The organism is Streptomyces sp. B21-105, assembly GCF_036898465.1.
Taxonomy (GTDB): domain Bacteria; phylum Actinomycetota; class Actinomycetes; order Streptomycetales; family Streptomycetaceae; genus Streptomyces.
In genome coordinates, this window is sequence record NZ_JARUMJ010000001.1 from 2,193,433 (window position 1) to 2,208,869 (window position 15,437).

13 protein-coding genes are annotated in these 15,437 nt (G+C 72.1%); 6 read left to right on the top strand and 7 right to left on the bottom strand.

Features of this window, described 5'->3' with window-relative positions; translation table 11 throughout:
- Window positions 1-23: 23 nt before the first annotated feature.
- Entirely contained in the window at window positions 24-1,022 is a 999-nt protein-coding gene (locus QA802_RS09875) for an NADP-dependent oxidoreductase (RefSeq protein WP_334520124.1), read from the bottom strand.
- Window positions 1,023-1,261: 239 nt separating this feature from the next.
- Between QA802_RS09875 and QA802_RS09880 the strand changes: the two genes are divergently transcribed.
- On the top strand, window positions 1,262-2,284 hold the full coding sequence (locus QA802_RS09880) for a phosphotransferase family protein (RefSeq protein ID WP_334520127.1): 1,023 nt from the start codon (window positions 1,262-1,264) through the stop codon (window positions 2,282-2,284).
- A gap of 5 nt (window positions 2,285-2,289) precedes the next feature.
- Window positions 2,290-3,504: an acyl-CoA dehydrogenase family protein gene (locus QA802_RS09885; protein ID WP_334520130.1), complete on the top strand. Its 1,215-nt coding sequence runs from the start codon at window positions 2,290-2,292 to the stop codon at window positions 3,502-3,504.
- Window positions 3,505-3,582: 78 nt separating this feature from the next.
- Here QA802_RS09885 and QA802_RS09890 read toward each other — a convergent pair whose 3' ends face one another.
- From QA802_RS09890 to QA802_RS09900, 3 genes are all read right to left on the bottom strand, one after another.
- Window positions 3,583-4,176, bottom strand: a complete 594-nt coding sequence (locus tag QA802_RS09890; protein ID WP_334520132.1) for a TetR/AcrR family transcriptional regulator — start codon at window positions 4,174-4,176, stop codon at window positions 3,583-3,585.
- 106 nt (window positions 4,177-4,282) lie between these two features.
- Window positions 4,283-5,956 carry a class I adenylate-forming enzyme family protein gene (locus QA802_RS09895; protein WP_334520134.1) on the bottom strand — a complete coding sequence of 558 codons (1,674 nt, stop codon included), beginning with the start codon at window positions 5,954-5,956 and terminating at the stop codon, window positions 4,283-4,285.
- Entirely contained in the window at window positions 5,953-6,714 is a 762-nt protein-coding gene (locus tag QA802_RS09900) for an SDR family oxidoreductase (RefSeq protein WP_306953697.1), read from the bottom strand. Before QA802_RS09900 ends, QA802_RS09895 begins: the two co-directional genes overlap by 4 nt.
- Window positions 6,715-6,980: 266 nt before the next feature.
- Here QA802_RS09900 and QA802_RS09905 point away from each other — a divergent pair, with 266 nt between their 5' ends.
- Window positions 6,981-8,366, top strand: a complete 1,386-nt coding sequence (locus QA802_RS09905) for a serine-threonine protein kinase (RefSeq protein ID WP_334520136.1) — start codon at window positions 6,981-6,983, stop codon at window positions 8,364-8,366.
- Between the two features lie 22 nt (window positions 8,367-8,388).
- Here QA802_RS09905 and QA802_RS09910 read toward each other — a convergent pair whose 3' ends face one another.
- Window positions 8,389-11,175: a penicillin acylase family protein gene (locus QA802_RS09910; protein ID WP_334520139.1), complete on the bottom strand. Its 2,787-nt coding sequence runs from the start codon at window positions 11,173-11,175 to the stop codon at window positions 8,389-8,391.
- A gap of 208 nt (window positions 11,176-11,383) precedes the next feature.
- Between QA802_RS09910 and QA802_RS09915 the strand changes: the two genes are divergently transcribed.
- Window positions 11,384-11,986, top strand: coding sequence for a hypothetical protein (locus tag QA802_RS09915; protein ID WP_319166261.1), 603 nt, complete (start codon window positions 11,384-11,386; stop codon window positions 11,984-11,986).
- Window positions 11,987-12,400: 414 nt separating this feature from the next.
- On the top strand, window positions 12,401-13,468 hold the full coding sequence (locus QA802_RS09920; RefSeq protein WP_334520144.1) for an RNA ligase (ATP): 1,068 nt from the start codon (window positions 12,401-12,403) through the stop codon (window positions 13,466-13,468).
- 165 nt (window positions 13,469-13,633) lie between these two features.
- Here the strand turns inward: QA802_RS09920 and soxR are convergent, their stop codons facing one another.
- Entirely contained in the window at window positions 13,634-14,140 is a 507-nt protein-coding gene (gene soxR / locus QA802_RS09925) for a redox-sensitive transcriptional activator SoxR (protein WP_334520146.1), read from the bottom strand.
- Between the two features lie 131 nt (window positions 14,141-14,271).
- Here soxR and QA802_RS09930 point away from each other — a divergent pair, with 131 nt between their 5' ends.
- The gene (locus QA802_RS09930; RefSeq protein ID WP_306953691.1) at window positions 14,272-14,733 is read left to right on the top strand and encodes a MaoC family dehydratase; all 462 of its coding nucleotides are present in this window, start codon (window positions 14,272-14,274) and stop codon (window positions 14,731-14,733) included.
- A gap of 65 nt (window positions 14,734-14,798) precedes the next feature.
- Here QA802_RS09930 and QA802_RS09935 read toward each other — a convergent pair whose 3' ends face one another.
- Complete coding sequence (locus tag QA802_RS09935) at window positions 14,799-15,425, bottom strand: TetR/AcrR family transcriptional regulator (RefSeq protein ID WP_306953689.1); 627 nt, start codon at window positions 15,423-15,425, stop codon at window positions 14,799-14,801.
- Window positions 15,426-15,437: the final 12 nt, after the last annotated feature.

Genomic DNA, 15,437 nt, shown 5'->3' on the forward strand with positions numbered 1-15,437 from the left:
TCCGGCCGGCCCGGACCCGCCCCTTACCCGTCGCCCGCGGCCCGCTCCGTTCTCTCCCCCTCGTCCGACTCCTCCCCCTCGTCCGACTCCTCCGCCCAGTCCACGGTGACCACGATCTTGCCGCGGGTGCGGCCCTCCTCGCTCCGGCGGTGGGCCTCCGCGGTCCGCTCGAGCGGGAACGTCCTCGAGACGTGGACGGAGACGACGCCCTGTTCGGCCAGTTCCGCCAGGCGGGTGAGGTCCTCGGCGTCGGGGCGGACCCAGCAGTAACGGCCGCCGTAGCCGACGACGTCGCCGTCGGCGATCGAGGCGAGGCGTCCGTCCGGAACCAGCAGGTCGGCGGAGACCTTCAGCGTCTGGCCGCCGACCGTGTCGAAGGCCGCGTCCACGCCCTCGGGGGCCAGCCCGCGCACCCGTTCCGCCAGCCCCTCACCGTAGGCCACCGGCTCGCCGCCCAGCGAGCGCACGAAGTCGTGGTTGGCCTCGCTCGCCGTGCCGATCACCCGGGCGCCCAGGTGACGTGCGAGCTGCACGGCGATCGAGCCGACGCCGCCCGCGGCCGCGTGGACGAGGACGGTCTCGCCGCGTCTCACCCGGAGCGCCCCGGTCAGCACCTGGTATGCGGTGAGACCGGCGAGCGGCAGGCCCGCGGCCTCCTCCCAGGTGAGGTTGCGGGGCTTGCGCGCGAGGGTGCGCACGGGAGCGGCGACGTACTCGGCGAAGGTGCCGCGGGAGAGGAAGTCCTCGCGTACATATCCGATGACCTCGTCGCCGACCGCGTACTCCGGGACGGACACACCGGGCTGGACGACGACCCCCGAGACGTCCCAGCCGGGGACCACCGGGAAGACGGCGTCCAGCATGCCGTCCAGGTGACCCTGCCGGGCCTTCCAGTCAACGGGGTTCACAGCGGCTGCCCGGACCTTCACCAGCACCGCGTCGGGGCCGATCCTGGGGTCGCGCACGTCCCCGTACCGAAGCGTCTCGGGGCCGCCGTAACCTGCGTAACTGATCGCCTTCATGGGTCCGACCCTCGGGGGTCCCGGGACGCCTCGCAAGCCGGATCACCCGGTGTCCCGGTTTCGCGTGGCGTCCTGTCGACTGAAAAGGGTTCTTCCGACGGCTCCCCGGGTTCTGTCCAGGGGAGCCGTCGGCCTATCGTGGCCCCGATCACGTTGGGCATGCCCCCTGGACTCCATACCGACCGGTCGGCATCATAGAGCGAGCCCCTGTTCACCCGTCCCGTCCGTAGGAGCGACGCATGAGCCCCGACCACCCGCCCGGACTCGACCTCGAACGGCTGCGCGACCTGCTGGAGCGCGAGCGTCCCGGTCTGGTCCACGGCCCCCTCACCGGACGGCTGATCGAAGGCGGACGGTCCAACCTCACCTATGCGGTCTCCGACGGCGAGGCGAAGTGGGTCGTACGCCGGCCTCCGCTGGGGCACGTCCTGGCCACCGCGCACGACATGAAGCGCGAGCACCGGGTGATCAGCGCCCTGCACCCGACGAGTGTGCCGGTGCCCCGCCCGGTCCTGCTGTGCGAGGACGACGACGTGCTCGGGGCCCCGTTCTACGTCATGGAGTTCGTCGAGGGCACGCCGTACCGCACGGCCGACGAGCTCGCCCCGCTCGGCGAGCGGCGCACCCGGGACGCGGTGCTGTCGCTGGTGGACACCCTGGTGGAGCTGCACGCGGTGGACCCCGCCGATGTCGGCCTGACCGACTTCGGCCGGCCCGAGGGCTTCCTGGACCGTCAGCTGCGCCGCTGGGGCAAGCAGCTGGACGCCTCCCGCAGCCGCGAGCTGACCGGGATCGACGAGCTCCACGCGGCGCTCGGCCGCGAGCTGCCGGCCTCCCCGGCCGCCGCCGTCGTGCACGGCGACTACCGGCTCGACAACGTCCTGATCGGCCCCGACGACACGATCCGCGCGATCCTCGACTGGGAGATGTCGACGCTCGGCGACCCACTCACCGACCTGGGGCTGCTGGTGATGTACAGCGTGCCCCTGCAGTTGCCGGACTCCCCGATCTCCACGACCGCCGCGGCGCCCGGTCACCCCTCGCCGGCCGAGCTGATCGAGCGGTACGCGGCGGGCTCCGGGCGCGACGTCTCGGCGGTCGCCTGGTACACGGCGTTCGCCTGGTTCAAGCTCGCCGTGATCCTGGAGGGCATCCACTACCGCTACACGCTCGGCCAGACGGTCGGGGGCGGCTTCGACCGCATCGGGGAGCTCGTCCCCGTCTTCATCGAGCACGGACTGACCACACTCCAGGAAGGCTGACCGGCATGGACTTCGCGTTCGACGCACGCACCGAGGACCTCCGCGCCAGACTGCTCGCCTTCATGGACGAGTACGTCTACCCGGCCGAGGCGGTGGCCGAGGAGCAGCGGGCGCTGCTGGCCTCGCCGTGGGACACGCCGGCCGTCGTGGAGGAGCTGAAGGCCGAGGCGCGCGGCCAGGGCCTGTGGAACCTCTTCCTGCCCGACGCCGAGCACGGCGCCGGGCTCACCAACCTGCAGTACGCGCCCCTCGCCGAGATCACCGGCCGTTCCCCGCAGCTGGCGCCGACGGCGCTGAACTGCGCGGCGCCGGACACCGGGAACATGGAGGTGCTCGCGCAGTTCGGCGACGAGCGGCAGAAGAAGCAGTGGCTCGAGCCGCTGCTGGCGGGCGAGATCCGTTCGGCGTTCGCGATGACCGAGCCGGAGGTGGCCTCCTCGGACGCCACCAACATCACCACGCACATCGAGCGGGACGGCGACGATTACGTCCTCACCGGTCGCAAGTGGTACATCTCCGGGGCGATGAACCCGGACTGCAAGATCTTCATCGTCATGGGCAAGACGGACCCGGAAGGACCGGACATCCGGCGCCAGCAGTCCATGGTGCTGGTGCCGCGAGACACGCCCGGCGTCACCGTCCGGCGGGCCATGAAGGTGTTCGGGTACGAGGACCACTCCCACGGCGGCCACGCCGAGGTGGTGTTCGACCACGCGCGCGTGCCGGTGACGAACCTGATCGGCGAGGAGGGCGGCGGCTTCGCCATCGCCCAGGCCCGTCTCGGCCCCGGCCGCATCCACCACTGCATGCGGCTGATCGGCATGGCGGAGCGGGCGATCGAGCTGATGTGCCGCCGGGCCGTCTCCCGTACGGCCTTCGGCAAGTCGCTGGGGCAGCAGGGCGTGGTGCACAACTGGATCGCGGACGCGCGCGTGACGGTCGAGCAGCTGCGGCTGCTGGTGCTCAAGACCGCCTGGATGATGGACACCGTCGGCAACCGGGGCGCCCACGCGGAGATCCAGGCCATCAAGATCGCCACCCCGCGCGCGGTCGTCGACATCATCGACCGGGCGATCCAGCTGCACGGCGCGGGCGGCGTCGGCCAGGACTTCCCGCTGGCCGAGCTGTACGCCGGGGCGCGCACCCTGATGATCGCGGACGGGCCGGACGAGGTGCACCAGCGTTCGCTGGCCCGGCGCGAGCTGAAGAAGTACCTCTAGAACCAGTGGCGCGGGTAAGGGGCGGTCGCCATGGACGACCACCCCTTACCCGTCGGCCTGCCTGCCTGTCGGCTCGTCTCAGGGCCGCAGCGCCCGCAGCAGCAGGTCGGCCAGGTGGTCGGCGACCTCCTGCGCGCCCATCGGGCCGTCCGGCCGGTACCAGGTCGACAGGTGGTGCACCGACCCGAAGTGGTAGTCCACGACCAGGTCGGCCGGGGTCGCCGTGGAGAAGACGCCGGAGGCCTGGCCCTCCTCGACGAGCGCCCGGAAGCGTTCGTGGTAGCGCCGGCGCTCGGACCGTACCTGTTTGTTCTTCTCCGGGCTCAGGTGGTGCATCGAACGGAAGAAGATCATCGCGTCGTCGAGGTTCTCGATGGTCGTGACGACGACGTCCGCCGCCGCGGCCCGCAGCCGCTTCTCGATCGGCTCGTCGGCGTTCGCGAAGGCGTCGAGCCGCTCCTGCTGGACGCGCAGCACGCGCGCGTACACCTCGTGCAGCAGGTCGTCCTTGGAGCCGAAGTAGTGGTAGAGGGCACCCTTGGTGACGCCTGCCGCCTCGACGATCTCCTGCACCGAGGTGCGGTCGTAGCCCTGCTCGGCGAAGAGCCGGGTGGCGGCGGCGAGCAGCCGCTGCGGCACGGGGGTCCCGTCGCCGTCCGTGGTCCTGGGCACTGCCGCCACCTGCCTTCCTCGATGCCTTGTCGGCGTGTCTCACCGGCTGTCGTCCTGCTGACCGGCCCGTCGGTACCGGCCGTCGTCCTGCTGACCGGCTGTCGTCCTACTGGACGTCGTGCGTACGGGAACGCAGTTCCCGACGGAGGATCTTGCCACTCGCCGTCTTCGGCAGGTCGGGCAGGATCTCCACCTGGCGCGGGTACTTGTAGGCCGCCAGTCTGTCCTTGCAGTAGGCCGCGAGCGTATCGGCATCCGCGTCCGCGCCCGGACGCAGGCTGATGTACGCCTTGACGGTCTCCCCGCGATAGCCGTCCGGCACCCCGACGACGGCCGCCTCACGCACCGACGGGTGGGTGTACAGCACGTCCTCGACCTCGCGCGGCCACACCTTGAAGCCGGACGCGTTGATCATGTCCTTCTTGCGGTCGACGACGTACAGCCAGCCCTGTTCATCCATGAAGCCGATGTCTCCGGTGCGCAGCTCGCCGCCGGGGAAGGCCTCGGCGGTGGCCTCGGGCCGCCGCCAGTAGCCGGGAACGACCTGCGGCCCCCGCACGACGATCTCGCCCTGTTCGCCGAAGGGCGCCTCCGCGCCCCGGTCGTCGACGATGCGCACGACCGTGTCGGGACCGGGCACGCCGACGGCGAGGGTCCCGGAGGCCGGGTCGACCGGCGCCTCGTGCTGGGGCGGTACCGAGGCGCAGGGAGCCGTGCACTCGGTGAGGCCGTAACCGTTGCGGATGTACGGCCCGAAGCCGGCCCGGAAGGTCTCCACCAGGGCCGGCGGCACCGGTGCGCCGCCGGAGGAGATGTGCGCGAACGACGCGAAGTGGTCCCGGGTGCAGGAGGGGTGGGCGGCCAGCGCCATGAACGCGGTGGACGGGCCGACCGTGTAGTGCGGCCGGTGCTCGGCGAACGCCTCCAGCACCAGGCCCGCCTCGAAGCGGTACGTCAGGACGAGCGTGCCCGCGCTGTTCAGACACGCGCCGAGCTGGCAGACCATGCCCGTGATGTGGAACAGGGGCGCGAGCGCGTAGTAGACGGGCGCCTCGGGCAACCGCAGGCCGGTGCGCTGCCGCTCGGCGTTGTACATGATGTTGCCGTGCGTGTTGGTGGCGCCCTTGGGAGCGCCGCTGGTCCCCGAGGTGTAGCTGATCAGGGCGATGTCGTCGGGGGCGGCCTCGCGGCCCGCCGGGGCCCGGTGGCCGGCGCGGGCGACGGCGGTGAGGTCGTCGGCGTCGGGGGCCTGCGGGAGCCGTTCGAAGGCGAGCACGCGCGCGTCGCCGCGCGTCTGGAAGTCCAGCTCGCAGCCGGTGAGCACGATCCGCACCGGCGAGTCGGCCGCCGTCTCGCGCAGATACGCCTCCCACGCGCGGTCGGAGCAGATCAGTCCGGTGACGTCGCCGTCCCGCAGGACGTGGGCGACCTCCCCCGCCTTGTACATCGGGTTGACCGGGACGACCGTCGCGCCCGCCTTCCAGGCGCCGAGCAGGGCGAGCACGAACAGCGGGGAGTTCTGCAGCAGGACGGCGACCCGGTCGCCGGGGCGCAGGCCGCGGGCGGCGAGGTGCCCGGCCACGGAGTCGCTGAGCTCGTCCACCTCGCGGTAGCCGAGCCGGCCGTCGAAGTAGGCGAGGCAGGTACGGTCCGGAACCTCGGCGGCGGACCTGCGGAAGGCGTGCACCAGGGAGTCGGCGGGCTCGATCGGGGCGCGCTGGGCGTCGTCGAGGAGGGCCAGCCAGGGCTTGGCCTCGTAGCGGGAGGCGGGCGCCGTCATCCGGCCGCCTCCCACTTCTGCTGGAGATGGTTCATGTTGGTCAGCCAGCGGTCGGGATCGCCGGCGCGCACCTGGTAGTACCCGGCGACCTCGGGGTGCGGCAGGATCAGGAAGCGGTCCTCGGCGATGCCCTTGAACAGGGCGTCCGCCACGTCCCGCGGCTCGATCGCGGTCGGCTTGAGCACCAGGTCGCCCGCGCTGCCGGTGGCGTCCAGCATGTCGGTGCGCACGCCCTGGGGACAGATCGCGTGCACCTTGATCCCCCGGTGCCGGTAGGTCAGCGACAGCCACTCGGCAAAGGCGTACGCGCCGTGCTTGGTGACGCTGTAGGGGGCCGCGCCGATCATGGTGAGCAGGCCGGCGGCGGAGACGGTGGAGACGAAGCGGCCCCGGCCGCGCTCCAGCCAGTCCGGGAGCAGCGCGTGGGCGGCGCGGACGTGCGCCATCACGTTGACGTCCCAGGCCTGCGCCCAGACGGCCTCCTCGGCGGCCTCGGAGCCGCCCGAGGCGACGCCGGCGTTGGCGCAGTACACGTCGACGACGCCGTCGAGGGCCTCGCGGGCCCGGTCCACGACCGCCGAGGCGTCGCCGGGGACCGCGATGCCGCCGATCTCGTCGGCGACGGCCCGCGCCCGGTCCGCGTCGAGGTCGTTGACCACGACCCGGGCGCCCTCGGCGGCGAAGCGGCGGGCCAGCGCGGCGCCGATGCCGCCTCCCGCTCCGGTGACGACCACTCCGGCGTCCTGCACGGCTTCCACTCGGTCTCCTTCGACGCGGCTACGGCACGGGCTGCGGCTCTGGGGCGCACACCCGGCTCCGCGTCTCAGACTAACCAGTCGGTATGTTGCGGCGGAAGGGCCGCTCCGGATTCGCGGCCCGTTCGGCGCGCACCGGGTTCCGCGAGCCCGGGAGCGCGCCTTCCGTGCGGAGGTGCACGAAAGGCGCGGGACGTATGGCCAATCGCTCCCGTTCGCAGGACGATGCGCGCACCTGGCGCACCGCTTCGGGAACGAGGGGGCCTGTCGTGGCGGAACCTGCGATGAGCGTGACGCCCTACTGGGAGCTGATCTTCGACGCCGACGGCGACGTCGACGGCGGACGGCGCGACCGGCTGGCGGCCGAGGTGGGGCGGCGCGGCGTCCGCGATCTGATCGTCTTCGCGCACGGCTGGAACACCGACCGCTCCGGGGCGACCGCGCTCTACAGCCGCTTCTTCGCCCCGATGCCCGCGCTCGCCCAGGCCGCGAGGATCGGTTACGTCGGCGTGGTGTGGCCGTCGATGCGGTTCTCCGACGAGCCGATCCCGGACTTCCCGCGGTCCGCTGCCGCTGCCACGGGCGTGGGCGCGGTCCGGCGTCGGACGCTGGACGGGGAGACCCGGCACGCGCTGCTGGCCGCCTTCCCGGGCCGGGCCGCGGTGGTGGACCGCATCGGGCGGCTGCTGGAGGAACGGCCGCCCGGGGAGGCCCCGCTGGAGGAGTTCGGGCGGCTGGTGCGGTCGCTGGTGGACGTGGCGCCGCCCGGGCCGCAGGCGCTGTTCGCGGCGGACATCCTGGCGGAGGGCGTCCCGCAGGACGGGCCGCAGATGTTCGCCGCGCCCACGGCGGAGGTCTGCGAGGAGTTCGCCCGGGCCCTGGCCGTCCCCGAAGCCGGAAGGCCGGTCTTCGACGGCCCGGAAGCCGAACCCGAAGCCGGTCCGGGAACCGGCCCCGGAGTCGTGGGGTTCTCGCTGCCCGACCCCTGGGACGGGGCGCACGAGCTGCTGCGCCAGGCGACGTACTACGCGATGAAGCGGCGGGCGGGGTCGGTCGGCGAGCGCGGGCTCGGTCCGTTCGTGGGCCGGCTGGCGGCCGTCGCGCCCGCGGTACGGGTGCACCTGGTGGGGCACAGCTTCGGCGGACGGCTGGTGTCGTTCGCGTTGCGCGGACTGCCCGAGGGCGTGCGCACGGTGAAGTCCGTGACGCTGCTCCAAGGGGCCTTCTCGCACTACGCGTTCGCGGCGCGGCTGCCGCACGACGCGCGCGCGGGCGGTGTGCTGGAGGGACAGCAGCATCGGGTCGACGGACCGCTGGTGTGCTGCCACTCCTCCTTCGACGCGGCGCTCGGCACGATGTATCCGCTGGCCTCCCGGATGGCGGGCGACGCCCGCGGGGCCGTCGAGGAGTTCGGCGTCGGCAGCGTGCTGGGCGCCAAGTGGGGGGCCATGGGGCACGACGGGGTGCAGGCGGTGCCCGGTACGCGCGCGTGCACGCTCGCCGAGGCGCTGGCCGGCCCGCTCCCGGCGTCGGGGTGCGTGAACGTCGACGCTGCCGCAGTCGTCCGGCGCGGCGGGGCGCCGGCCGGGGCGCACAGCGACATCCTGCACCCCGAGCTGGCGCGGTTGGTGCTGGCGGCGGGCCGCGTACGCTGACCCGCCACCGTTCCTCAGGGCCTCACCGGTGCGAGGTGAACTCCACCACCTGCTGGAAGGTGGGCCGGTTCTGCCAGCTGATGTTGCCGTGCTTGATGCCGCCCAGGGTGCGCTGCACGATCGAGTCGGCGCACCACTGGTTGCCGGCCGCGCAGAGCGTGTCGCCCGGGTAGACCTGGGCCGCGGTCTTGCCGGCCGCCGTCTTCAGGGTGCTGATCAGGACGTCCCGGCAGCCGTTCAGGGTGCCGCCGCCGCAGTACTTCTGCGTCAGTCCGCCCTGCACGGTCTCGCCGAGCACGGCGCGGACGTCCTTGTCGACGTAGCTCCACCAGCCGTACTGGAAGGAACTGCCGGCGTGCGATCCGGTCGGCCCGTGACCCGCCGACGGTGCCTCGTCGATGGGCAGGTTGGCGCTGAAGGCGTTGTACAGGCCGGTGCCCAGACCGGGTTCGAACTCGGCCTTGACCAGCAGCGGCCACCACGCGTCCAGGATGCGGATCGCGTCGGCGTCGGCGTACGTCTTCGAGCCCGCCGTGGTCTCCGTGCGCCTGCCGCCGGCCGTCAGCCAGGTCTGCAGCTTGGTCACTGCTGCCGACGCGGTGGAGTCGGTGACCGGCGAGCTCTTGATCACCTTCAGCAGGTCCGGCAGGACGTCCTCGGCGCGCAGGTCCGTGAGCGCCGCTTCCGCCATCGCCTTCGTCAGGGACGCGCGTGTGACGCCGCCGGCCGCGACCAGCTTCTTCACCCGGCCCTCGAGAAGGTTGCCGCGGTGCACTGACCCGTCGCCCCAGGAGGCCGTCGTGTAGTCCTTGGCCTGCTTGTTGTTCCAGGAGATGTAGTAGTCCTGGTCGACGGAGTTGGGGTGCGCCGAGGCCGGGGTGTACTCGGCCGTGTTGGTGGCCGGGACCCAGTTCTTCCACTCGTACGCAGCCTGCGCCCACACCGGGAACTCGGCGTCGACGCCGCTCGGGCGGACCGGGTTGTCGCCGCTGTTGTAGTACGCGGTGTGGGTGGAGTCGGCGTAGAACCAGTTGAACGTGTAGTTGATGTGCTGCACCGCGTTCTGGAAGGTCTGCGGGCTCTTGACGTAGTCCGGGTCGTTCAGCATCTGGAAGCCGATGATCGAGTCGGCCTCGTGCATGTAGGACGAGCGCAGGGTGGTGTAGGCGACCTTCTTGCCGCCCACGGCCGCCCGGTACTCCACGGGCCCGTACTTCGTGCGGTAGACGCGCATGGTGTACGAACCGGCGGCCGTCCCGTCGGCGGTGGTCGGCTTCCAGGCGTTCTTCTGCTCGACGACGTCCATGGCCGTGCAGACGCCGTGGTACAGGTAGTGGTAGTCGTCCTGGCACAGTTCGACCGCGTAGGAGTCGATGATGTCCTGGCCGGACGTCGTGGCGCTCCACGCGTAGTCCTGGCCGCGGCCGAGTTCGACGTACATGCTCAGGCCCGCGAAGGAGGCGCCGCGGGCGCTGATGCCCGGGCCCTGGATCTCCTGGAGCATGAGCAGCTGCGGGGCGAAGTAGCCGGTCTGCGGTCCGAAGACGGCGATCGGGTGGCCGCTCGCGGTGGACTTGCCGCTCACCACGAGGGCGTTGGACATGCCGCGTCTGGCCGAGCTGAGGGCGCTCGCGGTCGCCGTGGCGGTGGCGGCGGTCGCGCTCGCGTCGGCGCCGGTGCCCGTCGCGTCGTAGACCAGCGGCTGCGAGGCCACCGAACCGGCGTCTGGCAGCGCCTCGCCCTGCGGGGTCGCGGGCTTGCCGCCGTAGGGGAAGCTCTCGCCGTTGTGGACGGTGAGGACGGCCTCGGGATCGTTGCGTTCGCGGAACGCCTCCCAGACCTGGGTGCCCTGCTCCACGCCGTACTTCTCCTGTGCGGCGAGCAGCGAGACGGCGTTGTTGACCTCGCCGCCGCCGCCCGAGCCGAACAGCGCGCCGATGACCGAGGCCAGCGCCACCAGGTCGGTGATCTTGAAGTGGTCGATGGTGCCGGCGTTGGTGATTGAGTCCTTGTGTCCGGTCAGAACGTATTCACCGGGGAAGGTGCGGCCACTGTCGGAGGCGTCGATGTAGGCGTTGACGCCAGCCAGGTAGGCGTTCGCGTCGGCGAGCGCCTGCTGGCCGCGGGCGCCGTTGGTGGCGACGGCGTTGTCGATCTGGGCCTGGAGGTCTGCCTCGGTGTACGGAGCGTTGCGCCAGAACTGCTGCTCGAGACCCTGGTTGGAGGGGTCGCCGCCCGCGAACGCGGTCAGCTGGCCGCGCCCGACATGACGGAAGACGTCCATGAGCCACAGCCGGTCCTGGGCGGCGGCGTAACCGGCGCCGAACTCGGTTCCGTACCGGGTGGTGCCGGTGATGTGCGGCACGCCCGTCTTCTTGTCGCGGACGATCGTCACGTCGGTGCGGCCCGCGGGCTTGACGGTCGAGGCGACCTGGTCGGCGGCGACGCCGAACGACGCGTCGTTGAAGAAGGTGTTGATCGTGGCGTTGGTGAGGGTGGGGTAGCCCTTGGCGAGGTTGGCGTAGGGGCCGAGCTGGTCCTCGGCGTGTTCGGGCTGGGAGCCGAACGCCTGGTTGAGGAGGATCTGCGCCAGGGTGGCGTTGCCGTTCTCACCGGGCGGCAGGATGTCGGAGCACTGTCCGCCGCAGTAGTCGTTCGAGGCCGTGACCTCGGCTGCTGCCGCCACTTGGGAGAGCGGCGACAAAAGACCGGCGATCAGGGCGCATACGGAAGCGGTCTTCAGGAACCCGGGGAATCTGCCGGGAGTTCTCAGTATGTCGAGAGTGTTGCGGGGGGTTCGCCGAGGCATCGGCTGCTCCTAGCGACGGGGGTGGCCGAAAGGTTACCGCCGGTATCCCCGGGATTGAAGATGAACATGCGTCAAGTTTTCGGCTTGTGGAGGTCGTCGGAGATCGGATGGAGCCGAATCGCTTGTCGATACGTCTATTCGACGACGTCCGTACCACGACGCCGAAGTGACCGAAGTTCAGGTGCAGATGTGACGGAGGTGCAAGGCGATGGCCGGTTTCCGGAGTCTGGCGAGACAGGTGCGAGACCCGCGGTGCGATCTGGCGCTGCGGCGGTATTCGCTGCGCAAGTGCCTTGAACGGTTCGCCCCCTACGGGCACCGGGCGACCTGGGACCACCTGTGCTCCCGGGCCGGGTTCGGCCCGGAGGACCGCTCCCCCGACCCTGCGCGGCTCGTGGCCGCGTTGGACGAGCTGGAGGCGGCGCGGGCGGTGTGGCTGGCCTACGAGGGGGAGTTCGCCGAACGCCGCAAGAAGGAGAAGCACGACGGACTGCGCCGGCCCGGGAGCGTGGACGACTGGCACCGCCTGACCTGGGGCGGGTTCGGCGTCGCCTGGTGCGACGACCCGCGGCTCCACCCCCGTGAGCCGCTGGCCGACGTGCTGCGCAAGCTGATCGCCGCGCTGGAGCGCGCGCCGGGCTCCGGTTGCCCGGTGTGCGGCGGCGAACGGCTGCCCTGGAAGTACGAACTGGACCACGAACCGTCGTCGGGGCCGGTCTGCGCGGACTGCGGGATCCTCGTGCCGCGCCCCGTGCTCACACCCGAGGCCCTGGCGCACGCCCGACGCGGACGGCTGCTGCTGTCGGCCTGACGCCGGCCTGCCCGGTTGACGTGGGCCCGGCGTGGGCCTGACGTGGGGATGACACCGGCCTGCCGCCGGTCTGACGTCGGCCTGAGCTTCGCCCGAGGCCGGCGGCCGGTCCCGGACCGGCCTGCGAGGACGGCGGGGGTGCGCCGGCGATGACGCACTCCTGTTCACACCGGCCCGGCCCGGGCGACGCCCGGCCGGTCGCGGACGCGCCGTTCCCACAGGTCGTGCATCCCGCGCACCGGCGCCCGAGCGGGCGGGCACCCAACGGGCGGGCACGTCCCGAACGGGCGGAAGGGCGGAAGGGGCCGGAAGGTACCAGCCGCAAATACGGTCGCTCCACCGTTTTCCGGCGGGGAGAGTTGGGCCGATGAAACCCAACTGAGCTACTCGCCCGAGGACTTGAAGGAGCCCCGCATGTCGACGCTGCGCGTCACCGCCGAAGTGCTGACCGTCCACGAACACCCCGACGCCGACGCCCTCGAACTGGCCCAGGTCGGCCTGTACCGGGCCGTCGTCGCCAAGGGGGCGTACCGCACCGGGGAGGCCGCGCTCTACATCCCCGAGCAGTCCGTCCTCCCTCTCGAACTGGTCGAGGAGCTGGGGCTGACCGGGCGGCTCGCGGGCAGCAGGTCGGACCGGGTCAAGGCGGTGCGGCTGCGGGGCGAGCTGTCACAGGGCATCGTGTGCCGGCCGAAGGCGCTGGCCGACGTCGATCTGGCGCGGGCCGCGGCGGACGGCGTCGACTTCGCGGAGCGGCTGGGCATCGTCAAGTGGGTGCCGCCGATCCCGCCGACCATGAACGGGGACGTCGAAGCCGCCCCGGAGCTGCTGCCGTGGGTCGACATCGAGAACATCCAGCGCTATCCCGGCATCTTCGAGCCGGGCGAGCAGGTGGTGCTGACCGAGAAGCTGCACGGATCGGCGTGCCTGCTCACCTACGTCGCCGACGAGGAGCGCGTGTTCGTCTCCTCGAAGGGCTTCGGCGCGAAGTCCCTCGCCCTCGCGGAGGACCCGGGCAACCTGTACTGGCGCGCCGTACGCGGGCATGGCGTCCCGGAGGCGGCCGCCCGGCTCGCCGAGCGGTTGGGCGCGCGCCGGGTCGGCATCTTCGGCGAGGTGTACGGGGCGGGCGTGCAGGACCTGACGTACGGCGCGGACGGCCGGCGCGAGACCCTCGGCTACGCCGTGTTCGACGTCAGCGCGGAGATCGACGGCACGATCCGCTGGCTGGACGCGGAGCAGCTGCTGAGCGGCGAACTGCCACTGGTGCCACGCCTGTTCGAGGGGCCGTACGACAGCGCGCGGGTGCTGGAGATCGCCTCCGGACGCGAGACGGTCTCCGGACGCGGGCTGCATCTGCGCGAGGGCGTGGTGATCCGCCCGGCCGTCGAGCGGTACAGCCCGGTGACCGGAGGCAGGGCCATCGCCAAGGCGGTGAGCGGCGCCTACCTGACCCGCAAGGGCGGAACCGAGTACGAGTAGCCGGGGGCGGCCGGCGCCCGACCGGGGGGCGCGTGACCGGGGCGGCACGAGGCCGGGAGCCGCGCAAGACCGGGAGCCGCGCAAGGCCGGGGGCGGCGGCCTTGCGGTCCGCGCCGGCCTCGCGTGCCGCGCCGGCTCCCGGGGCGGGGGCGGTTGGCCGTCGTGTCAGCCCTGTCCTGCGCCCCCGCCCCGGCCGGCGCCCCCGCCGTCGTCCTCTCGTCGTTCGGCCAGCAGGCGTGAGCCGGCCAGCCGGTCGCCCAGGACGTCGTCCGGGTTGGACAGGACGCAGGTGGCGAGGGACAGGCAGCCGCAGCCGATGCAGTCGGTGAGGTGGTCGCGGAGCCGGTTGAGCTGCCTGATCCGCTCGTCCAGCTCCGCGCGCCACGCTTGCGACAGTCCGGCCCAGTCCTCACGGGTGGGGGTGCGCGCCTCCGGGAGTCCGGCAAGGGCCTCACGGATCGTGGCCAGCGGGATGCCCACTCGCTGCGCGGCGCGGACGAAGGCGACGCGGCGCAGCGTGTCGCGGTGGTAGCGGCGCTGGTTGCCCGAGGTGCGGCGACTGCTGATCAGGCCCTTGGACTCGTAGAAGTGCAGGGCGGACACGGCGGCGCCGCTGCGGGCGGCGAGCTGGCCCACCGTGAGCTCGTGGATCTTCTCGGGAATCTGGGGCACCTCTCGAAGCCTACCCACCCGCACCGGCCCCGGATCCGTTGACATCGGCCCGCCACCCGACCATGCTAAGCAGTTGCTTAGACCCATGGCACGGTGGCATGGGCATCCAGTGACGCGAGAGGGCCGCAGACATGGCAGAGCCGAGGATCTTCACGTCCGCCGACGAGCTGAGGGCGGCGGTGGGCGAGCAGCTGGGGTACACCGACTGGCTGGAGGTGGACCAGAAGCGCATCGACCTCTTCGCGGAGGCCACCGGCGACCACCAGTGGATCCACGTGGACCCGGAGAAGGCCGCCGCCGGACCGTTCGGCACGACCATCGCGCACGGCTACCTCACCCTGTCCCTGCTGCCGCTCTTCGGACCGCAGCTGATCACGGTCGAGAACGTGAAGATGGGCGTCAACTACGGGACGAACAAGGTGCGTTTCCCCGCCCCGGTGCCCGTCGGCTCGCGTGTGCGCGCCACCGCGACCATCACCGGCGTCGAGGACGTCACCGGCGGAGTGCAGGTCAGCGTCGCGTTCACGGTGGAGCGCGAGGGCGGGGACAAGCCGGTGTGCGTGGCGGAGTCGGTGTCCCGCTACTACCTCTGAGACCCGCTGTCCCGCCTCCGGGGCCTGCCGTTGCCGTCCCCGCCTTCCGCGGGACGCCGGCGCGGCTACTTCGCCGCGCCCACCATCCGCAGCACGAGGTCGGCGTACAGCTCGCCGACCTCGTCGGGGGTGCGCGGCCCGCCGACGTTGAACCAGCGGGCCACGTCGATGCACAGGGACAGCACGGCGAGGGTGGTGCCGTGCACGTCCGGCACGGCGAACTCGCCGCTCGCCACGCCGTCCTCGATGATCCCGCGGACCTCGGCGTCGACCTTGCGGCGCAGGCCGAGGATCTCCGCGCGGGCGTCCGGGCCGAGGGCGTCCAGCTCGTACTGCACGACCCGGGCCGTGGTGCGCCGCCCCGCGTGCCAGCGGACGAAGGAGCTGACGGCGTCGGCGAGACGCTCGGTGGCGCTGCCCTCGCCGGCGGCCGCCGTGCGCAGGATGTCCAGCGCACGGTCGTGACCGATCCGGCTGATGCGGTGCAGCAGCTCTTCCTTGGTCTTGTAGTGGATGTAGAGGGCGGCCGGGCTCATGCCCGCGCGGCCCGCGATGTCCCGGGTGGTCGTCGCGTGGTAGCCGCGCTCCGCGAAGGCCTCCACGGCGGCGACGAGGAGTCGCCTGGCCGCGTCAGGGGTGACCTCGTCCCACGGCTCGATCTCGCCGCCGGCCGTCTCCTCCGCCGTAGTCATCGCTCGTCGCCT